This window comes from Kaustia mangrovi (assembly GCF_015482775.1).
Taxonomy (GTDB): Bacteria; Pseudomonadota; Alphaproteobacteria; order Rhizobiales; family Im1; genus Kaustia; species Kaustia mangrovi.
In genome coordinates, this window is the sequence record NZ_CP058214.1 from 1,175,150 (window position 1) to 1,190,748 (window position 15,599).

At 65.9% G+C, this 15,599-nt stretch carries 13 protein-coding genes; 3 read left to right on the plus strand and 10 right to left on the minus strand.

Going from position 1 to position 15,599, the window contains the following annotated elements:
* Nucleotides 1-16: 16 nt before the first annotated feature.
* The 6 genes from HW532_RS05570 to HW532_RS05595 form a co-directional block, all read right to left on the minus strand.
* The gene (locus tag HW532_RS05570) at nucleotides 17-1,402 is read right to left on the minus strand and encodes an ABC transporter substrate-binding protein (RefSeq protein WP_213163445.1); all 1,386 of its coding nucleotides are present in this window, start codon (nucleotides 1,400-1,402) and stop codon (nucleotides 17-19) included.
* Between the two features lie 71 nt (nucleotides 1,403-1,473).
* Entirely contained in the window at nucleotides 1,474-2,550 is a 1,077-nt protein-coding gene (locus tag HW532_RS05575; protein ID WP_213163446.1) for a branched-chain amino acid ABC transporter permease, read from the minus strand.
* 21 nt (nucleotides 2,551-2,571) lie between these two features.
* Complete coding sequence (locus HW532_RS05580) at nucleotides 2,572-3,525, minus strand: branched-chain amino acid ABC transporter permease (protein ID WP_213163447.1); 954 nt, start codon at nucleotides 3,523-3,525, stop codon at nucleotides 2,572-2,574.
* A gap of 11 nt (nucleotides 3,526-3,536) precedes the next feature.
* Complete coding sequence (locus HW532_RS05585) at nucleotides 3,537-4,322, minus strand: ABC transporter ATP-binding protein (RefSeq protein ID WP_213163448.1); 786 nt, start codon at nucleotides 4,320-4,322, stop codon at nucleotides 3,537-3,539.
* On the minus strand, nucleotides 4,319-6,307 hold the full coding sequence (locus HW532_RS05590; RefSeq protein WP_213163449.1) for an AMP-dependent synthetase/ligase: 1,989 nt from the start codon (nucleotides 6,305-6,307) through the stop codon (nucleotides 4,319-4,321). The genes HW532_RS05585 and HW532_RS05590 overlap by 4 nt, the downstream gene beginning before the upstream one ends.
* Nucleotides 6,308-6,566: 259 nt before the next feature.
* A complete protein-coding gene (locus HW532_RS05595) occupies nucleotides 6,567-7,241 on the minus strand; it encodes a Crp/Fnr family transcriptional regulator (RefSeq protein WP_213163450.1) in 675 nt (224 codons plus the stop codon).
* A 226-nt stretch (nucleotides 7,242-7,467) separates the two neighbouring features.
* Here HW532_RS05595 and HW532_RS05600 point away from each other — a divergent pair, with 226 nt between their 5' ends.
* Nucleotides 7,468-8,418: a hypothetical protein gene (locus HW532_RS05600; protein ID WP_213163451.1), complete on the plus strand. Its 951-nt coding sequence runs from the start codon at nucleotides 7,468-7,470 to the stop codon at nucleotides 8,416-8,418.
* Nucleotides 8,419-8,456: 38 nt separating this feature from the next.
* Here the strand turns inward: HW532_RS05600 and HW532_RS05605 are convergent, their stop codons facing one another.
* The 3 genes from HW532_RS05605 to HW532_RS05615 form a co-directional block, all read right to left on the minus strand.
* A complete protein-coding gene (locus tag HW532_RS05605; RefSeq protein ID WP_213164440.1) occupies nucleotides 8,457-9,086 on the minus strand; it encodes a LysE family translocator in 630 nt (209 codons plus the stop codon).
* Entirely contained in the window at nucleotides 9,086-9,541 is a 456-nt protein-coding gene (locus HW532_RS05610; RefSeq protein WP_213163452.1) for an Lrp/AsnC family transcriptional regulator, read from the minus strand. Before HW532_RS05610 ends, HW532_RS05605 begins: the two co-directional genes overlap by 1 nt.
* Nucleotides 9,542-9,784: 243 nt before the next feature.
* On the minus strand, nucleotides 9,785-13,270 hold the full coding sequence (locus HW532_RS05615) for an indolepyruvate ferredoxin oxidoreductase family protein (RefSeq protein ID WP_213163453.1): 3,486 nt from the start codon (nucleotides 13,268-13,270) through the stop codon (nucleotides 9,785-9,787).
* Between the two features lie 279 nt (nucleotides 13,271-13,549).
* Between HW532_RS05615 and HW532_RS22065 the strand changes: the two genes are divergently transcribed.
* Together HW532_RS22065 and HW532_RS05620 are read left to right on the plus strand one after the other, a co-directional pair.
* A complete protein-coding gene (locus HW532_RS22065; RefSeq protein WP_246479566.1) occupies nucleotides 13,550-13,825 on the plus strand; it encodes an NAD(P)-binding domain-containing protein in 276 nt (91 codons plus the stop codon).
* Nucleotides 13,789-14,340: a hypothetical protein gene (locus HW532_RS05620; RefSeq protein ID WP_246479567.1), complete on the plus strand. Its 552-nt coding sequence runs from the start codon at nucleotides 13,789-13,791 to the stop codon at nucleotides 14,338-14,340. Before HW532_RS22065 ends, HW532_RS05620 begins: the two co-directional genes overlap by 37 nt.
* A gap of 29 nt (nucleotides 14,341-14,369) precedes the next feature.
* Here HW532_RS05620 and HW532_RS05625 read toward each other — a convergent pair whose 3' ends face one another.
* Nucleotides 14,370-15,575, minus strand: coding sequence for an acyl-CoA dehydrogenase family protein (locus tag HW532_RS05625; protein WP_213163454.1), 1,206 nt, complete (start codon nucleotides 15,573-15,575; stop codon nucleotides 14,370-14,372).
* Nucleotides 15,576-15,599: the final 24 nt, after the last annotated feature.

Consider the following 15,599-nt stretch of genomic DNA (forward strand, 5'->3'; position numbering starts at 1 on the left):
GCCTCTTTCTCGATGACTACTCGGCGACCTTCGCGCCCTGGCTGGAATACTCCGTGGACGCCTTCTTGGCCTCCTCGAAGTCCATCGGGCAGTCGACCGGCGTGATGTTGTTCTCCTTCGCGTAGGCCTCCGCATCCTCCTTGATGAGGGCGTTCACGACCTCCTGGTCCGGCGTCATGAAGTCGGTCACGAGCGACCACTTCTTGTCCTTGGCGTTCCACTGCTGGATCGCCACCGTGCCCGGCCCCTCGTGATCGGCGCAGGAGATCTCGATGGGCACCGTGAGGCCTTCCAGGCCAAGCTCCTTCATGCGCTCGGGGCTCATTTCGAGCTGCTCCAGACCCTTGCGCACATCGGCGGCCTTGATCTCCACCGAGCCCTTGATCTCCATGGCCTTGCGCATCGCTTCCGCCGTCCAGGCGGCCGCGATCAGGCCGCGATTGTAGAGAACCTCTCCGACGCGGTCGCGCTCGCCGGCGCCCATGTCCTTGTCATAGACATATTTGTAGATGTCCTGATGGGCCGGGAACTGATCGCCCGCGGCGTGGAAGGTGCCGGACAGATAGCCGTCGGCCTGCGCGCCGGCCGGCATCACGTCGTTCTCCGAGCCCGACCACCACACGCCGATGAAATGGTCCATCGGATAGCCGATCGAGGCGGCCTCCTTGATGGCCACCTGGTTCATCACGCCCCAGCCCCACATGAGGACCCAGTCGGGCCGCTCGCGGCGGATCTGCAGCCAGGTCGCCTTCTGCTCCTGGCCGGGATGGTCGACCGGCAGCTCCAGCAGGTCGTAGCCGTGCTTCTCCGCAAGCTTCTGCAGGGTGCGGATGGGCTCCTTGCCATAGGCGGAATTGTGATAGACGAGCGCGATCTTCTTGCCCTTCAGCTTGTCCATCCCGCCTTCCTTCTCGCCGATATACTTGACGAAGACGGAGGCCTGATCCCAGTAGGTGGCCGGAAAGTTGAAGACCCAGGGGAAGATCGTGCCGTCGGCCGCGGAGGTGCGGCCATAGCCCATGGTGAACAGCGGAATCCCGTCGGCGGTCACCTTCGGAATGAGCTGGTAGGTGATGCCGGTCGATAGCGGCTGGTAGACCAGGGCGCCGGATTCGCCCTCGTTCTTGGTCTTCTCGTAGCACTCGACGCCCTGCTGTGTGTTGTAGGCCGTCTCGCATTCCACGACATTGACCTTCGCCCCCTCGATGCCGCCATCGCGCTCGTTAATGAGGGTGAAGTAGTCCATGACGCCGTTGGCGAAGGGAATGCCGTTCGGCGCGTAGGGGCCGGTGCGGTAGACGAGCGAGGGATAGGTCAGCTCGTAGGCCGAGGCCCCGCCGGTGATGGTGCCCGCGGCCAGGGCCACCACGCCCAGACCGAGGCAGAACTTGCCGAGTTTCATCAGTTTCCTCCCGTTTTCCTTATGCGGTCTCTGCAACGCCACTCACGCCTCCCTGCCGGAGCTCCGCGCCCCTAATAGGGGAACGGCCAGAGCCTCAGCTTCTCCTTGGCGATCTGCCACAACCTGTTCAGCCCGTGCGGCTCCACGATCAGGAAGAAGATGATCAGCACGCCCATGGTCGCGATCTCGACGTGCTTGGCCGTCACCGGCAGAAGGCCGACACCGTCGACCAGTCCGTTCTTGAGCAGGATCGGCAGGAGCACGAGAAAGCCCGCCCCGAGGAACGAGCCGAGAATCGAGCCGAGCCCGCCGATGATGACCATGAACAGGACGAGGAAGGAGATATTGATGCCGAACGCCTCCGTCGGCTCCGCCGCGCCGAGCCAGACCGCGAAATAGAGCGCGCCCGCCATGCCGATATAGAAGGACGACACGGCGAAGGCCGACAGCTTGGCGACGAGCGGGCGCACGCCGATGAGCTCCGCGGCGATGTCCATGTCGCGGATCGCCATCCACATGCGCCCGATACGCCCGCGCACGATGTTCTTGGCCGCGAGCGCGAAGACGCAGACGAAAGCGAGGCAGAACAGATAGGCCGCCCAGGGCTTGGTCTCCGGCCCCGTGACCTGCAGGCCCCACAGATAGCTCGGCGGCACCGAGATCTGGCCGGTGGCGGAGTTGTTGTAGAACCACGGCACCTTGTTGAAGAGCCAGACCAGGAAGAACTGGGCGGCAAGGGTCGCGACCGCCAGATAGAACCCCTTGATCCTGAGCGAGGGCAGCCCGAAGAACATGCCGACGCCGGCCGTCACGAGACCGGCCAGCAGCACCACGGCGATGAAGTTGAGCTCGGGAAAGGCCGTCATCAGCTTGAAGGCGGCATAGGCGCCGACCGCCATGAACCCGCCCGTGCCGAGCGAGACCTGGCCGCAATAGCCCGTCAGGATATTGAGCCCCAGCGCCGCCATCGACCAGATGAGGAACGGCAGAAGAATGGCCTGCGTCCAGTAGTCGTTGAGGATGAAGGGTACGCCGGCGAAGGCGGCGACGAGCAGCACGATCATCGCCACGCGGTCCTGCGGGATCGTGAAGATCGCCTGGTCGGCCGCATAGGAGCCCTTGAACTGCCCGGCCTCGCGATAGAACATCTTCCAGCGCCTCCCTTGCCGCTACACCCGCTCGATGATCCGCTCGCCGAACAGCCCCTGCGGCCGGAACAGCAGGAAGACGAGGGCGAGAATGTAGGCGAACCAGTTCTCGATGGCGCCGCCCACCAGCGGGCCCCAATAGACCTCCGCGACCTTCTCGCCGACGCCGATGATGAGCCCGCCGACAATGGCACCCGGTATGGAGGTGAAACCCCCGAGGATCAGGACGGGCAGCGCCTTCAGCGCGATCAGCGACAGGGAGAACTGGACGCCCGATTTCGTGCCCCACATGACGCCCGCGACCAGCGCGACGACGCCGGCCACCGTCCACACGATCACCCAGATGGTGTTGAGCGAGATGCCGACCGACAGCGCGGCCTGATGGTCGTCGGCCACCGCCCTCAGCGCCCGGCCGATCCGCGTCTTCTGGAAGAACACCGCAAGCACCGCGACCAGGATGCCCGCCGTCACCGCCGCGACGATCTCCAGCTTCTCCACATAGAGGCCGAAGGTGTCCATCATCCAGCCCGACGCGCCTTGCGGAATGCCGAGATCGAGCACCTTCACATCGGAGCCCCAGAGGATATCGCCGACGCCCTCCAGCACATAGGCGAGCCCGATGGTCGCCATGAACAGGACGATATGCTCCTGGTTCACGAGATAGCGCAGCATCAGCCGCTCGATGAGCCAGGCGAGCCCGGCCATGACGAACAGGGTGATGATGATGGCGAGCCAGCCGGGCACGCCGTAATCGTCCATCAGGCCGGACAGGGTGAGCGCGGCGAACAGCGCCAGCACCCCTTGCGCGAAGTTCAGCATGCCCGAGGCCTTGAAGATCAGCACGAAGCCCAGCGCGACGAGCGCATACATGACACCCGTCAGGAGGCCGGAGATGATCACCTCCAGGAAGAAGCCCGGCCAGTCCGTCCACATCTGGACGAAGGGAGAGACGAAGACCCCGAAGACAATTTCCATGCCGCCCTCCCCTATTCGTGCGGAACGCCCAGATAGGCGTCGATGACGGCCTGATCCGTGCGCACCTTGTCGGGCGTGCCGTCGGCGATCTTCTCGCCGTAGTCGAGCACCACCACCCGGTCCGACAGGTCCATGACGACGCCCATGTCGTGCTCGATCAGCGCGATCGTCGTGCCGAACTGCGAATTCACGTCGAGGATGAAGCGGGACATGTCCTCCTTCTCCTCCAGGTTCATGCCCGCCATCGGCTCGTCCAGGAGCAGGAGGTCGGGCTCCGCGGCGAGCGCCCGGCCGAGCTCCACCCGCTTCTGCAGGCCGTAGGGCAGCCGCCCCACCGGCGTCTTGCGGATATGCTCGATCTCCAGGAAGTCGATGATCTCCTCGACGAACTCCCGGTTCTCGATTTCCTCGCGCCGGGCGGGCCCGAGATGGATGGCCTGCCAGAGAAGGCCGACGCTCATCTTGGTCACGCGCCCGGTCATGATGTTGTCGAGCGTCGACATGCCCTTGAACAGCGCGATGTTCTGGAAGGTGCGCGCAATGCCGTTGGTGGCGGCCACATTGGGCGACATCCGGCGGTAGGCCCGGTCCTTGAAGGTGATCGTGCCCTCCTGGGGCTGGTAGAAGCCGTTGATCACGTTCAGCATCGAGGTCTTGCCGGCGCCGTTTGGTCCGATGATCGCGCGGATCTCGCCGCGCCGGATGTCGAAGCTCACATCCTTGATCGCCTGCACCCCGCCGAAGGACAGCCGGATACCATCCACGCCGAGCAGCGTCCCGTTCGCACCCCCGGTCATTCCGCCGCCTCCTGGAAGCCGTGCTCGGCGGGATGGAGGGTCATGTCGCGGATCTCCACGTCGGCCTCCAGAGTGCCGAGCCGGCCGTCCTCATAGCGCACCTCCGTGCGCACATGACGGTGCGTGCAGGAGGGGTCGTACAAGGCCTCGATCAGCGGCGTGTAGCGCTCGGCGATGAAGCGCCGGCGGACCTTGTTGGTGCGCGTGATCTCGCCGTCGTCGGCGTCGAGCTCCTTGTGCAGGATCAGGAAGCGGCGAATCTGGCAGCCGGCCAGATCGCGCTCGCCGGCGAGGTCGCGGTTCACCGCGTCGACATCCTTCTCGATCATCTCGTAGACGCGGGGATGGGCGGCGAGCTCCTGATAGCTCGCATAGACCACATTGTTGCGCTCCGCCCAGCTCGCCACGGCCGTCAGATCGATATTGACGAAGACCGCCACATAGTCCCGGCCATGGCCGAAGGCGACGACCTCCTTCACATTGGGGAAGAACTTCAGCTTGTTCTCGATATATTTCGGCGGGAAGAGCGTGCCGTCCTTGAGCCGGCCGACGTCCTTCGCCCGGTCGATGATCTTGAGATGCCCGTGCTCGTCGAACACGCCGGCATCGCCGGAATGCACCCAGCCGTCCGGCGTCTTGGTTTCCGCCGTGGCCTCCGGATCCTTGTAATATTCCTGGAACACGCCGGGCGCCCGGTAGAGCACCTCGCCGCTCTCCGCAATCGTGATCTCCACACCCGGTGCCGGCTTGCCGACAGTTTCCGCATAGATCTCGCCGTCGGGCTGGGCCGTCACATAGACGCTCGCCTCCGTCTGGCCGTAGAGCTGCTTGAGGTTCACGCCGAGCGAGCGGAAGAAGCGGAAGATCTCCGGCCCGATGGCCTCCCCGGCGGTGTAGCCGACCTTGAGCCGCGAGAATCCCATGCGGTTCTTGAGCGGGCCGTAGACCAGGAGATCGCCGATCCGGTAGAGGAGCCGGTCCGACAGCGAGACCGGCTCGCCATTGAGTATGCGTTCGCCCACCTTGCGGGCATGGGAGAGGCAGGCCTGGAACATGCGCCTCTTGATCGGCGAGGCGTCCTCCATGCGCACCATGACGGAGGTCAGCATCGCCTCGAAGATGCGCGGCGGTGCGAAGAAGAAGGTCGGGCCGATCTCGCGCCGGTCCTCCGTGACGGTCTCCGGGCTTTCCGGGCAGGACAGGCAGAAGCCCGCCTCGAAGGCCTGGCCATAGGAGAAGATGTGATCGCCGACCCAGGCCATGGGCAGATAGGCGATCACCTCCTCGCGCTCAGTGAGCGCATCGAAGCGGTTGGCATTGTGCGCGGAGATGAGCACATTGTCCTGCGACAGCACCACGCCTTTCGGCGTGCCGGTCGTGCCCGACGTGTAGAGGATGATGGCGGTATCGCTGCCCTTGCCCTGCGCGACGGTGTCCAGCCAGGCCGCTTCCGCCGCCTTGTCGCTGGCGAGCCGCTTGCGCCCCATCTCCTGGACGTCGGCGAAGGAATGCAGTCCCTCGACCGCGTATTTCTGCAAGCCCCGCGGCTCGTCATAGATGATGTGGGCAAGCCCTGGCACGCTCTCGCGCACCTCCAGCAGCTTGTCCACCTGCTCCTGGTCCTCCACGACCGCGAAGGAGACCTCCGCGTGCTGGAGCACGTAGCTCATCTCCTCGGCCACGGAGTCCTGATAGACGGGCACGGGGATCGCGCCGAGCGCCTGCGCGGCCGCCATGGTCCAGTAGAGGCGGGGACGGTTGTTGCCGACGATGGCGACCTTGTCGCCGCGCGCCATGCCAAGCCCCTGCAGCCCTACCGAGAAGGCACGGATTTCGTCGAGCGCGTCGGCCCAGCTCCAGCTCTGCCAGATGCCAAGATCCTTCTCGCGCATGGCCGCCCTGTCGGCGAACGTCCGGGCGTTGCGCAGAAGCAGTTTCGGAAACGTGTCCTCGCCGCCACCGCCGGCAGCAACGGTCTCGTTCATTGTGCGTTCCCTACCCCGGACCGCGCCTTGTTTTCCGGCGCGTGTCCTCGATTATCGGGTCGTCGGGGCTACCATGGACACATGGCGCCTCACGCGACCGTCATTGACTCTGACACAATTTCCCTGCCACGCCATTATCCGTTTGACAGACAAGCCGGCATGTTATCGGATAGGCTTTGCAGGGCGTGTAGCCGCACGCTCATTTCGCGCTGGCGGCCCACACCTCCCCCGGCGGTCGTCGGGCGGCAGTCAGGCCTTCCTACTCGCCATAATAGCGCAATCCGGCGAGATCGAGCACGGTGATACCGTCATGCTCGATCCGTACGAGCCCGGCATCCTCCAGCGTCTTCAGACTGCGATTGGCCATCTGCCGCGACATTCCCGAAAGCAGCCCGAGCTCCTCCTGGCTGACATCCAGATGTTCGCCAACCCCCGGCGACAGCACCGGATTGAACAGCCACGCGATGCAGCGCGCGAGCCGGGCCGGAGCGCCGAGCATGCGGTCGTGGCCCAGAAAGGCGATGAACTGCCCGAGACGCTCGTTGAGCTGGCGCACGAGGAAGCGGTTGAAGCCGGTGGAGTTCTCGTAGAGCCAGCGGAAGGTCGCGCCGTTCAGATAGGCGATCCGGGTCTCGCGCAGGGCCACGATGTCGTACTGGCGCGGCTCGCCCTTGAGGATCGAGCCCTCGCCGAACCAGCCGCCATCGGCAATGCCGGTATAGCTCATCGCCTTTCCGGTCTCCGTGACCGTGCTCATCTTCACCACGCCCGAGACCACGCCGGTCCAGGCATCGAGCCGGTCTCCGTGATGGACCAGATAGCTGTTCGCGGCCAGGGTCTTCTCCGTGATGCCGCAACGTGCCCTCTCCGCTTCCTCGTCCGTCAGCTCCCGCGCCCAGGCGGCGACCTCGTAAAGACGCTCAAGGGATGCCACGGTTCGTCATACTCCTTTCCCATCGACGATCAGCCCCTTGTAACACGGATTCCGCGAAACGAGCTCGCGAAGCCTCACGGAGCGGCCCGGTCGGGTGCCGCACGATTGCACAATCAATGAGAGCAGTAAATTTTGTTGCCACCCATAAATGCGACCATTAGGATCATAACCAATCATATCAATCTAAGGTTGTGTTTCGTTTCCCAAGCGGGGACACCGACAGGACATGGCGCAGAGGATCTATCTTCATATTGGTGCCCACAAGACCGGCACCACCGCCGTCCAGTATGCGCTGAACTGGCACCGCGACGCGCTGCTGGAGGCCGGTATCCTGTTTCCGGCTGCCGCGCAGTACCAGTTTTCGCAGCATCGTCTGGCCTTCGGCCTGTCGGGACGGCGCAGTCCGGACACGGACACGGTGCCGCAGCCCGACGAGGAGATGGCTGCCATCGAGGCCGAAATCGTGGAGAGCAGGGCCCCGACCATCATCCTGTCCAGCGAGCTGTTCTTCTCGCTCGGCGCGGACGAGATCGGCTGGCTGCGCGAGCGGCTCGACGACTTCGATGTCACGGTCGTTGCCTGCATCCGCCGGCAGGACGAGCTGTTCTCCTCCCTCTACAACCAGCGTGTGAAGGACTTCGGCAACGACTTCTGGAACCAATATGCCGATTTTCTGCCCGCGCTGGAGGCGTTCTCGCCCGATCTTGACTTCGCGGCCCGCCTCGATGGCTGGGCCGAGGCGTTTGGCCGCGCGAACATGGTCGTGCAGTGCTACGAGCGCGTCGACGACATGCGCGCCTATATCCTGTCGCAGGTTGGGCTGAATGCCGAGATGGAAACGACGGAGCGGCCCATCGCCTCCAATCCGAGCCTCAGCGTGCAGGCCCTGGAGATCGTCCGGCAGAGCAAGGCGCTCACGCCAGACATCAAGAAGCGCGAGCGGATCTATCAGGCCGCGCGCCAGTGTTTCGACGAGAAGAACGCCCACAGGCTGATGCATCTCGACGAGCATATCCGCATTCTCGAGCATTTCCGGGACGGCAACGCCCATGTCTTCAAGACATATTTCGGCTCGGAGAACCTCTACGATCCGAAGTTCCTGATCGAGTCGCCGATGGAGCCGCGCATCCGGCTCACTGTGCAGGACACGGTGCGCCTGCTCGTCGACATGGCGTAGGACGGTTTCCGGCCCGCTCGAAGCGGTACAAGCAAGGGTCAGGTCCGTATCAGCCCCCAGAGCAGGGAGCCGATCGCCCCGACACCGAACAGGATCAGGATCGCGCCCGATATCCGCGCCGTCCACACGGCAAAGCCCGGCGGAAGCCGCCGATGGGCGAGCGAGACCCCGCCGCTCAGCGCGAACCACCAGCCAAGCGAGCCGAGAAAGACCCCGGCGACGACCGTCGCCACGCCCGCACCGTCCCCCTCACCGGCAAGCCCGAGCCCCGCGAAGATCGCCGCGAAGGACAGGATCGTCATCGGATTGGTGACAGTCAGCAGGAAGGTGGCCGACACCGTTCCGGCGAGCGCCCGCGCCCCGACCCGGGCAGCATTTGCGGCGGGCGCGGCCTGGAGGCTCTTCCAGCCGAGCCAGATCATGAATACACCGCCGAACAGCCTCAGCGGGCCGTCCACAACGCCGAGCGCGGCGGAGAAGGCGGCGAACCCAAGCGCGGCCAGGCTGGCATAGAACGCATCGGCAAGCGCCGTGCCGAGACCGCTTGCGACGCCGGCCCAGAAGCCCCGTTCGAGCGCCCTGTTGACACACAACGCGCCCATCGGGCCGAACGGCGCGGCAATTGCAAGGCCGAGCGCCATGCTCTTGCCGAACAGCGCGATATCCATCATCCCTCCCCGTCCGCCGGAGCGAAGGGACCGGCAACGACCGACGACAGGGCGATCACGGTCTCGCTGCGAGCAAGGAACCCGTGCCCCTTCAACTCCGCGAGGAAGGCCTCCAGATCGGCGAGCGAGGCCACGCGAACCTTGACGAGATAGGACCACGCTCCCGTCACGTGATGACATTCGGCGATGGCGCCATGGTCTCGCGCATATCGGCGGAAGGCCGCCTCGTCGGCCTCCTGGGCGAGCCCCACCAGCACGAAGGCGAGCACGGGAAGGCCGAATGCGGCCGGGTCGGCGTCGACAGTCGTCCTGCGGATCGCACCGCTTGCCGTGAGCCGCCTGATCCGGTCGTTGACGGCGGAGGCGGACAGACCCACCGCCGCGCCGATATCGGCAAGGGACCGGCGGGCATCCCGCCCCAGGAGACTGATTATTTTACGGTCTGAATCGTCCATAACCGCATATATTTCTGTTATACACAGAAAGTCAATAAATTTTACGAAAATGGATATCGGCCAGCCTGTTGCCGGGCCGGCTCGCCTTTCCGTGTATCCCTGGATGCCCGCCTGCGCGGGCATGAGCGGCCGTAAGCGGTCATAAGGATGGAGAAGCTGGAGAGGCGCGTTGCCGCCTGCGCACTCCAGTGGAGACAGGCGACAACGTGGGCGGCATGCCGGTTTGGGGCGGCTGGAAGCCCCCTATTCCGCGGCGGCGCGAAGCGGTGCCGTGCGGCCGCCACGGAAGGCGGCCAGAAGCTCCGCCTCGCGGGTCTTGGCCTCGGCGAGGTGGCGTTCCTTGACGTGGCCGTAGCCGCGAATGTGCTCCGGCACGGAGGCGATCTCCGCGGCAAGCGCGAGATTGTCGCGCGAAAGCCCCGACAGGAGCTCGTCGACCACCGCCTCGTAGTCGGCGATCAGGGCACGCTCGTGCCGGCGCTCGGCGGAATAGCCGAAAATGTCGAAGACCGTGCCGCGCAGGCGCTTCATCCGCGCAAGCAGGCGGAAGGCGCCCATCATCCAGGGCCCGTATTCGCGCTTCTGCAGTTCTCCCGTCTCCGGATCGCGCCGGGCGAGCAGCGGCGGCGCCATGTGGAATTTGATCCGATAATCGCCGGTGAAGGTCTCCGCGATCTCCCTGGCGAAAGTGCCGTCCGTATAGAGCCGCGCGACCTCGTACTCGTCCTTGTAGGCGAGCAGCTTGAAATAGTAGCGCGCGACCGCCTCCGACAGCGCCTCCGAGCCCGGCGCGACCTTCTGCTCGGCGAGCCGCACGCGCGCCACCACGGACCGGTAGCGCTCCGCATAGGCGGCATCCTGATAGCCGGTGAGGAACCGCGAGCGGCGCTCGACCATGTCGTCGAGGGTCTCCTGCGGCAGCGGCGCCTGCTCGTCGCGCGTGTCGATGAGGCGCTCCACCGCGGCGAGGTCGTGCGCGGCCCGCCGGCCCCACAGGAAGGCCTGCCGGTTCATCTCCACCGCCACGCCATTGAGCGCGATGGCCCGGTCGATGGCGACCGCCGAGACCGGCACCAGCCCCTTCTGATAGGCGAAGCCCAGCGTGAACATGTTGGTGGCGATCGAATCGCCCATGATCGACGAGGCGATATGGGTCGCGTCCACGGCATGGGCCCCGGCCTGCCGGGTGCGCGACTGGATCGCCAGCATCATCTCGTCGCCCGGCAGCTGGAAGTCGGCGTCGCGGGTGAACTGGGCGGGCATGGTCTCGTGGCTGTTGACCACCGCATTGCTGCGCTCCGCCGAGAGCGTCGCGAGAATGCCCTCCGACGCCGACGTCATGAGGTCGCAGCCGAGCAGCAGGTCCGCCCCGCCGCCGGCCACACGGATCGTCGCGATGTCCTCGGGCGCCGCCGCGATCTTCATGTGGGTGGCGACCGCGCCGTTCTTCTGGGCGAGCCCGGCCATGTCGATGATACCCGCGCCCTTGCCCTCCATATGGGCGGCCATGCCGAGGATCTGGCCGATGGTCACCACGCCCGTGCCGCCGATGCCGGTGACGATAACGCTCCAGGGCCTGTCGAGCGCCGGCAGGTCCGGCTCCGGCAGCGCCTCGAACGGTAGTGTCGCCGGATCGCGGCCATGGCCCGCATGGGTCCTGGCGAGCTCGCCGCCCTCCACCGTCACGAAGCTCGGGCAGAAGCCCTTCAGGCAGGAGAAATCCTTGTTGCAGACCGACTGGTCGATCTGGCGCTTGCGGCCGAACGGCGTCTCCACGGGGGCGACCGCCACGCAGTTCGACGTCACGCCGCAATCGCCGCAGCCCTCGCAGACGAGCTCGTTGACGAAAACGCGTTTCGGCGGGTCGGGAAAGAGCCCGCGCTTGCGCCGGCGGCGCTTCTCCGCCGCACAGGTCTGGTCGTAGATGAGCACGGAAACGCCGGGCACCTCCATCAGCTCCTTCTGGATGCCCATGAGCTCGTTGCGGTGATTGAAGGTCGTGCCCGACGGAAAGCCGGCATTCGCCGGATACTTGTCCGGCTCGTCGCTCACGACCGCGATGCGGTCGACGCCCTCGGCGCGCATCTGCCGGGCGATCATCGGCACGGTGAGCCCACCCTCATGGGTCTGCCCGCCGGTCATCGCGACCGCGTCGTTATAGAGGATCTTGTAGGTGATGTTGACGCCTGCCGCCTTCGCCGCGCGGATCGCGAGCAGGCCGGAATGGTTGTAGGTGCCGTCGCCGATATTCTGGAAGACGTGGGTCCGCTCGGAGAACGGCGCCTCGCCGATCCAGTTGGCGCCCTCCCCGCCCATATGGGTGAAGCCCTCGGTGTGGCGCTCGGGGATGAACTGCACCATCCAGTGGCAGCCGATGCCCGCATAGCCGCGCCCGCCGTCCGGCACGACCGTGGAGGAATTGTGCGGGCAGCCGGCGCAGAAATAGGGAATGCGCGCGGGCAGGCTCGGCACGTTGCGCAAGCTCTTCTGCGCCTTGCCGAGCGCGGCGATGCGCTCCGCCATCGCCTCCGACACCCCGTTCTGCGGAAGCCGCTCGCCGATGGCCAGCGCGATCCGGTTGGGATCGAGCGCACCGAATGCGGGGAAGAGATGCTCGCCCGCCTCGTCCTTCTTGCCGACAATGGCCGGGGCCCCTTCGCGGCCATAGAGCTGCTCGCGGATCTGCGTCTCGATCAGCGAGCGCTTCTCCTCCACCACGACAATGAGATCGAGACCGTCGGCGAACTCCTCCACGATCTCGGGGTCGAGCGGCCAGACCATGGCGACCTTGAGGAGCCGCAGGCCCAGATCGGCCGCCTTCACCTCGTCGATGCCGAGCTCGTCGAGGGCCTGGCGCACATCCATGTAGCTCTTGCCGGTGGAGACGATGCCGATCTTCGGGGCCTTGCCGCCGGAGAATACGATGCGATCCAGCCTGTTGGCGCGCGCGAAGGCGACCGCGGCGAAGCGCTTGTAGGTGTGGAGGCGGTATTCCTGATCGTGGCGCTCGTCGTTCGGACGGATGTTGAGCCCGCCTTCCGGCATCTCGAAATCGTCCGGATAGACGATGTCCAGCCGGTCCAGCGCACCGTCGACGATGGCTGTCGACTCCACGGTGTCCTTGACGCATTTCAACCCGACCCAGCAGCCGGAAAACCGGGACAGGGCAAGGCCATAGAGGCCGTAGTCGAGAATCTCCTGCACGCCCGCCGGATTGAGCACCGGGATCATGGCGTCCATCAGCGCGAACTCGCTCTGATGGGCGACGGTGGAGGACTCCGCGGTGTGGTCGTCGCCCATGAGGACCAGAACGCCGCCGTGCTTGGAGCTGCCCGCCGCATTGCCATGGCGCAGCACGTCGCCGGACCGGTCCACGCCCGGGCCCTTGCCGTACCACAGGGTGAAAACGCCGTCATGGGCACCCTCCCCGCGCATCTCCGCCTGCTGGGCGCCCCAGACGGCGGTCGCGGCGAGATCCTCGTTGAGAGCCGGCTGGAACAGGACATTGCGCGCCTCGAGCGCCGTTTTCGCGCGCGAGAACTGCTGGTCGAGGCCGCCGAGCGGCGAGCCGCGATATCCCGTGACATAGCCCGCCGTATCGAGCCCCTCGCCGGCGTCTCGCGCCTGCTGCATGAGCGTCAGGCGCACCAGGGCCTGCGTGCCGGAAAGGAAGATCCGGCCGCTTGCGAGGTCGTATTTGTCATCCAACTTGACGTCGCGAAGGGTCATCGCGTTTCCACCCGTCTGTCCGCCCGCACGGGTCTCCCGCGCAGGCCCCGATGGCATTGCGGTCCGAGAAAGGACCGTACCTTGGTTCTTGTTCTTGGCGATCGGGCTCTATTAGGTCAGCAATATTGACATAATCCGGACTGCCGCGCAACTGGAGGCAGCCTCCGCCGAGGCGTCACCCGCATGGCAAGCCACGGCTGCCCCGAAGGCTTGCCAAGGATGGGACAGCTCCTATTGTCGTCCGACACCCCCGGGAACGCAACGGTATCGGGACATCATATGACCCTCGGCTTCATCGGCACAGGCGCGCTCACATCGGCAATCGTCACCGGGCTGAGATCCCTTGAGGAATCACCGCTTCCCGTCCTCCTGTCGCCCCGGAACCGGGACATCGCGGCCGACCTGGCGTCGCGCCACTCGGATGTGCGCGTCGCCGCGGACAATCAGGCTGTGCTCGACGGCTGCGACACGGTCATGCTCGCTGTCCGGCTCAGGTCGCGCGCGACGTCCTGTCCCGATTGCGGTTCCGGCGCGACCATCACGTCGTCAGCCTGATCGCCACCCTGTCGCGCGAAGAGATCGCCGCCCTCGCCACACCCGCAAGCGAGATCACGAGGGCCCTTCCCATGCCCATGATCGCCCGCCGGCAGGGCGCGACGATCGTCTGCCCGCCCGACCCGCGCATGGCGGCGTTCTTCGGCAAGCTGGGAGGGGCGGTCGAGGTGGAGACCGCGCGCGAATTCGACGCGCTGAGCGTCGTGACCGCGACCTATGCCAGCCATTTCAGGTATCTCGATACGATCCATGCATGGCTGAAGGGCCACGGCGTTCCCGACGCGAAGGGGCGAGACTATATCGCCACCCTCTACAAGGCGCTGGCGCATGCGCCGGACATGGCGCCCGAGGCCGACGTCATGGACCTGTCGAAGGACTACGCAACCCGCGGCGGCATCAACGAACAGGTGCTCGACGATCTGGCCGGGGCCGGGGTCTTCGAGCAGCTCGCGCAAAGCCTGGACGGCGTGCATCGGCGCATCGCCGGCACACCGGATCCGGCGGCGGAGGACTGACGCTCAGGCTCCGCGCGCCTCCCCGACCGTCACTCGCCCCAGCGCCAGAAGTCGTTGCCTTCCTTCCGGTAGGCGCGCGACAGCACCATCTTGTGCACCTCCGACGCTCCGTCGACGAGCTTGGCGCAGCGGGCATAGCGGTAGATCCATTCCAGGACCGTGTCCTTCGAGTACCCCTTCGCGCCACAGAGCTGGATGGCCGTGTCGGCTGCCTTGATGAGCGTGTCGGCCACATGGATCTTGGCCATGGACACCTCCTTGCGGGCGAGCCCGCCCCGGTCGATCGTCCAGGCGGCGTTCATCACGAGCAGCCGGCCGATCTGGATGTCCTTGGCGATCTCGCCCAGCATCATCTGGATCGATTCGTGGTCGATGAGCCGCGAGCCGAAGGCCTCGCGCTCCTCCACATAGTCGCGCGCGATCTCCATGCACCTCTTGGCGAGCCCCAGCCAGCGCATGCAATGGGTGAGGCGGGCGGGGCCGAGCCGGATCTGGGTGATCCTCAGGCCGTCCCCCTCCTCCAGCAGCCGGTGGTCCTCCGGAATCTCCAGCCCGTCGAACTCCAGCTCGCAGACCCCGCCATGCTCGTCCGGGCCCATATTGGCGATGCGCCGGACGATGCGCCAGCCGGGATCGTCGCGGTGATAGAGGAAGGCGGAGAGCCCGCGGCGGGGATCGTCGGATGTGCGCGCGACGAGGATGAAATGGCTCGCGACCGCCGCGCCGGAGATGAACCACTTGCGTCCGTGGACCACATAGCGGTCGCCGCGCTTCTCCGCCCGCGTCAGCATCATGCCGCCGGGGTCGGAGCCGGAGCCGGGATGCGGCTCGGTCATCACGAAGGAGGAACGCGCCTCGCCGTCGATGATCGGCTGGAGCCACCTGTCCTTCATCTCGTCTGAGGGCAGGACCTTGTTCAGCACGCTCATATTGCCGTCGTCGGGCGCCTGGCAATTGAGCGTGACGGGCCCGAAGATGGAGCGGTTCGCCTCCTCGTAGAAGGCGGCCCAGCCGACCAGCGGCAGCTCCAGCCCGCCGCGCGACTTCGGCATCTGCGGCGCCCACAGCCCTGCCGTCCTGGCCTTCGCCCGCATCTCGTCGCACAGCGCCAGCCGGATATTGTCGAACTCGTTGTAACTCTCCGGATCGGCCTCGAGCGGGATGACCTCGCGCTCGACGAAATCGCGCACTTGCAGGCGCAGACTGTCGATCTCCGGCGGCAGGGTGAAGTCCATGGGGCGCGTCCTCTCTCGGCATTC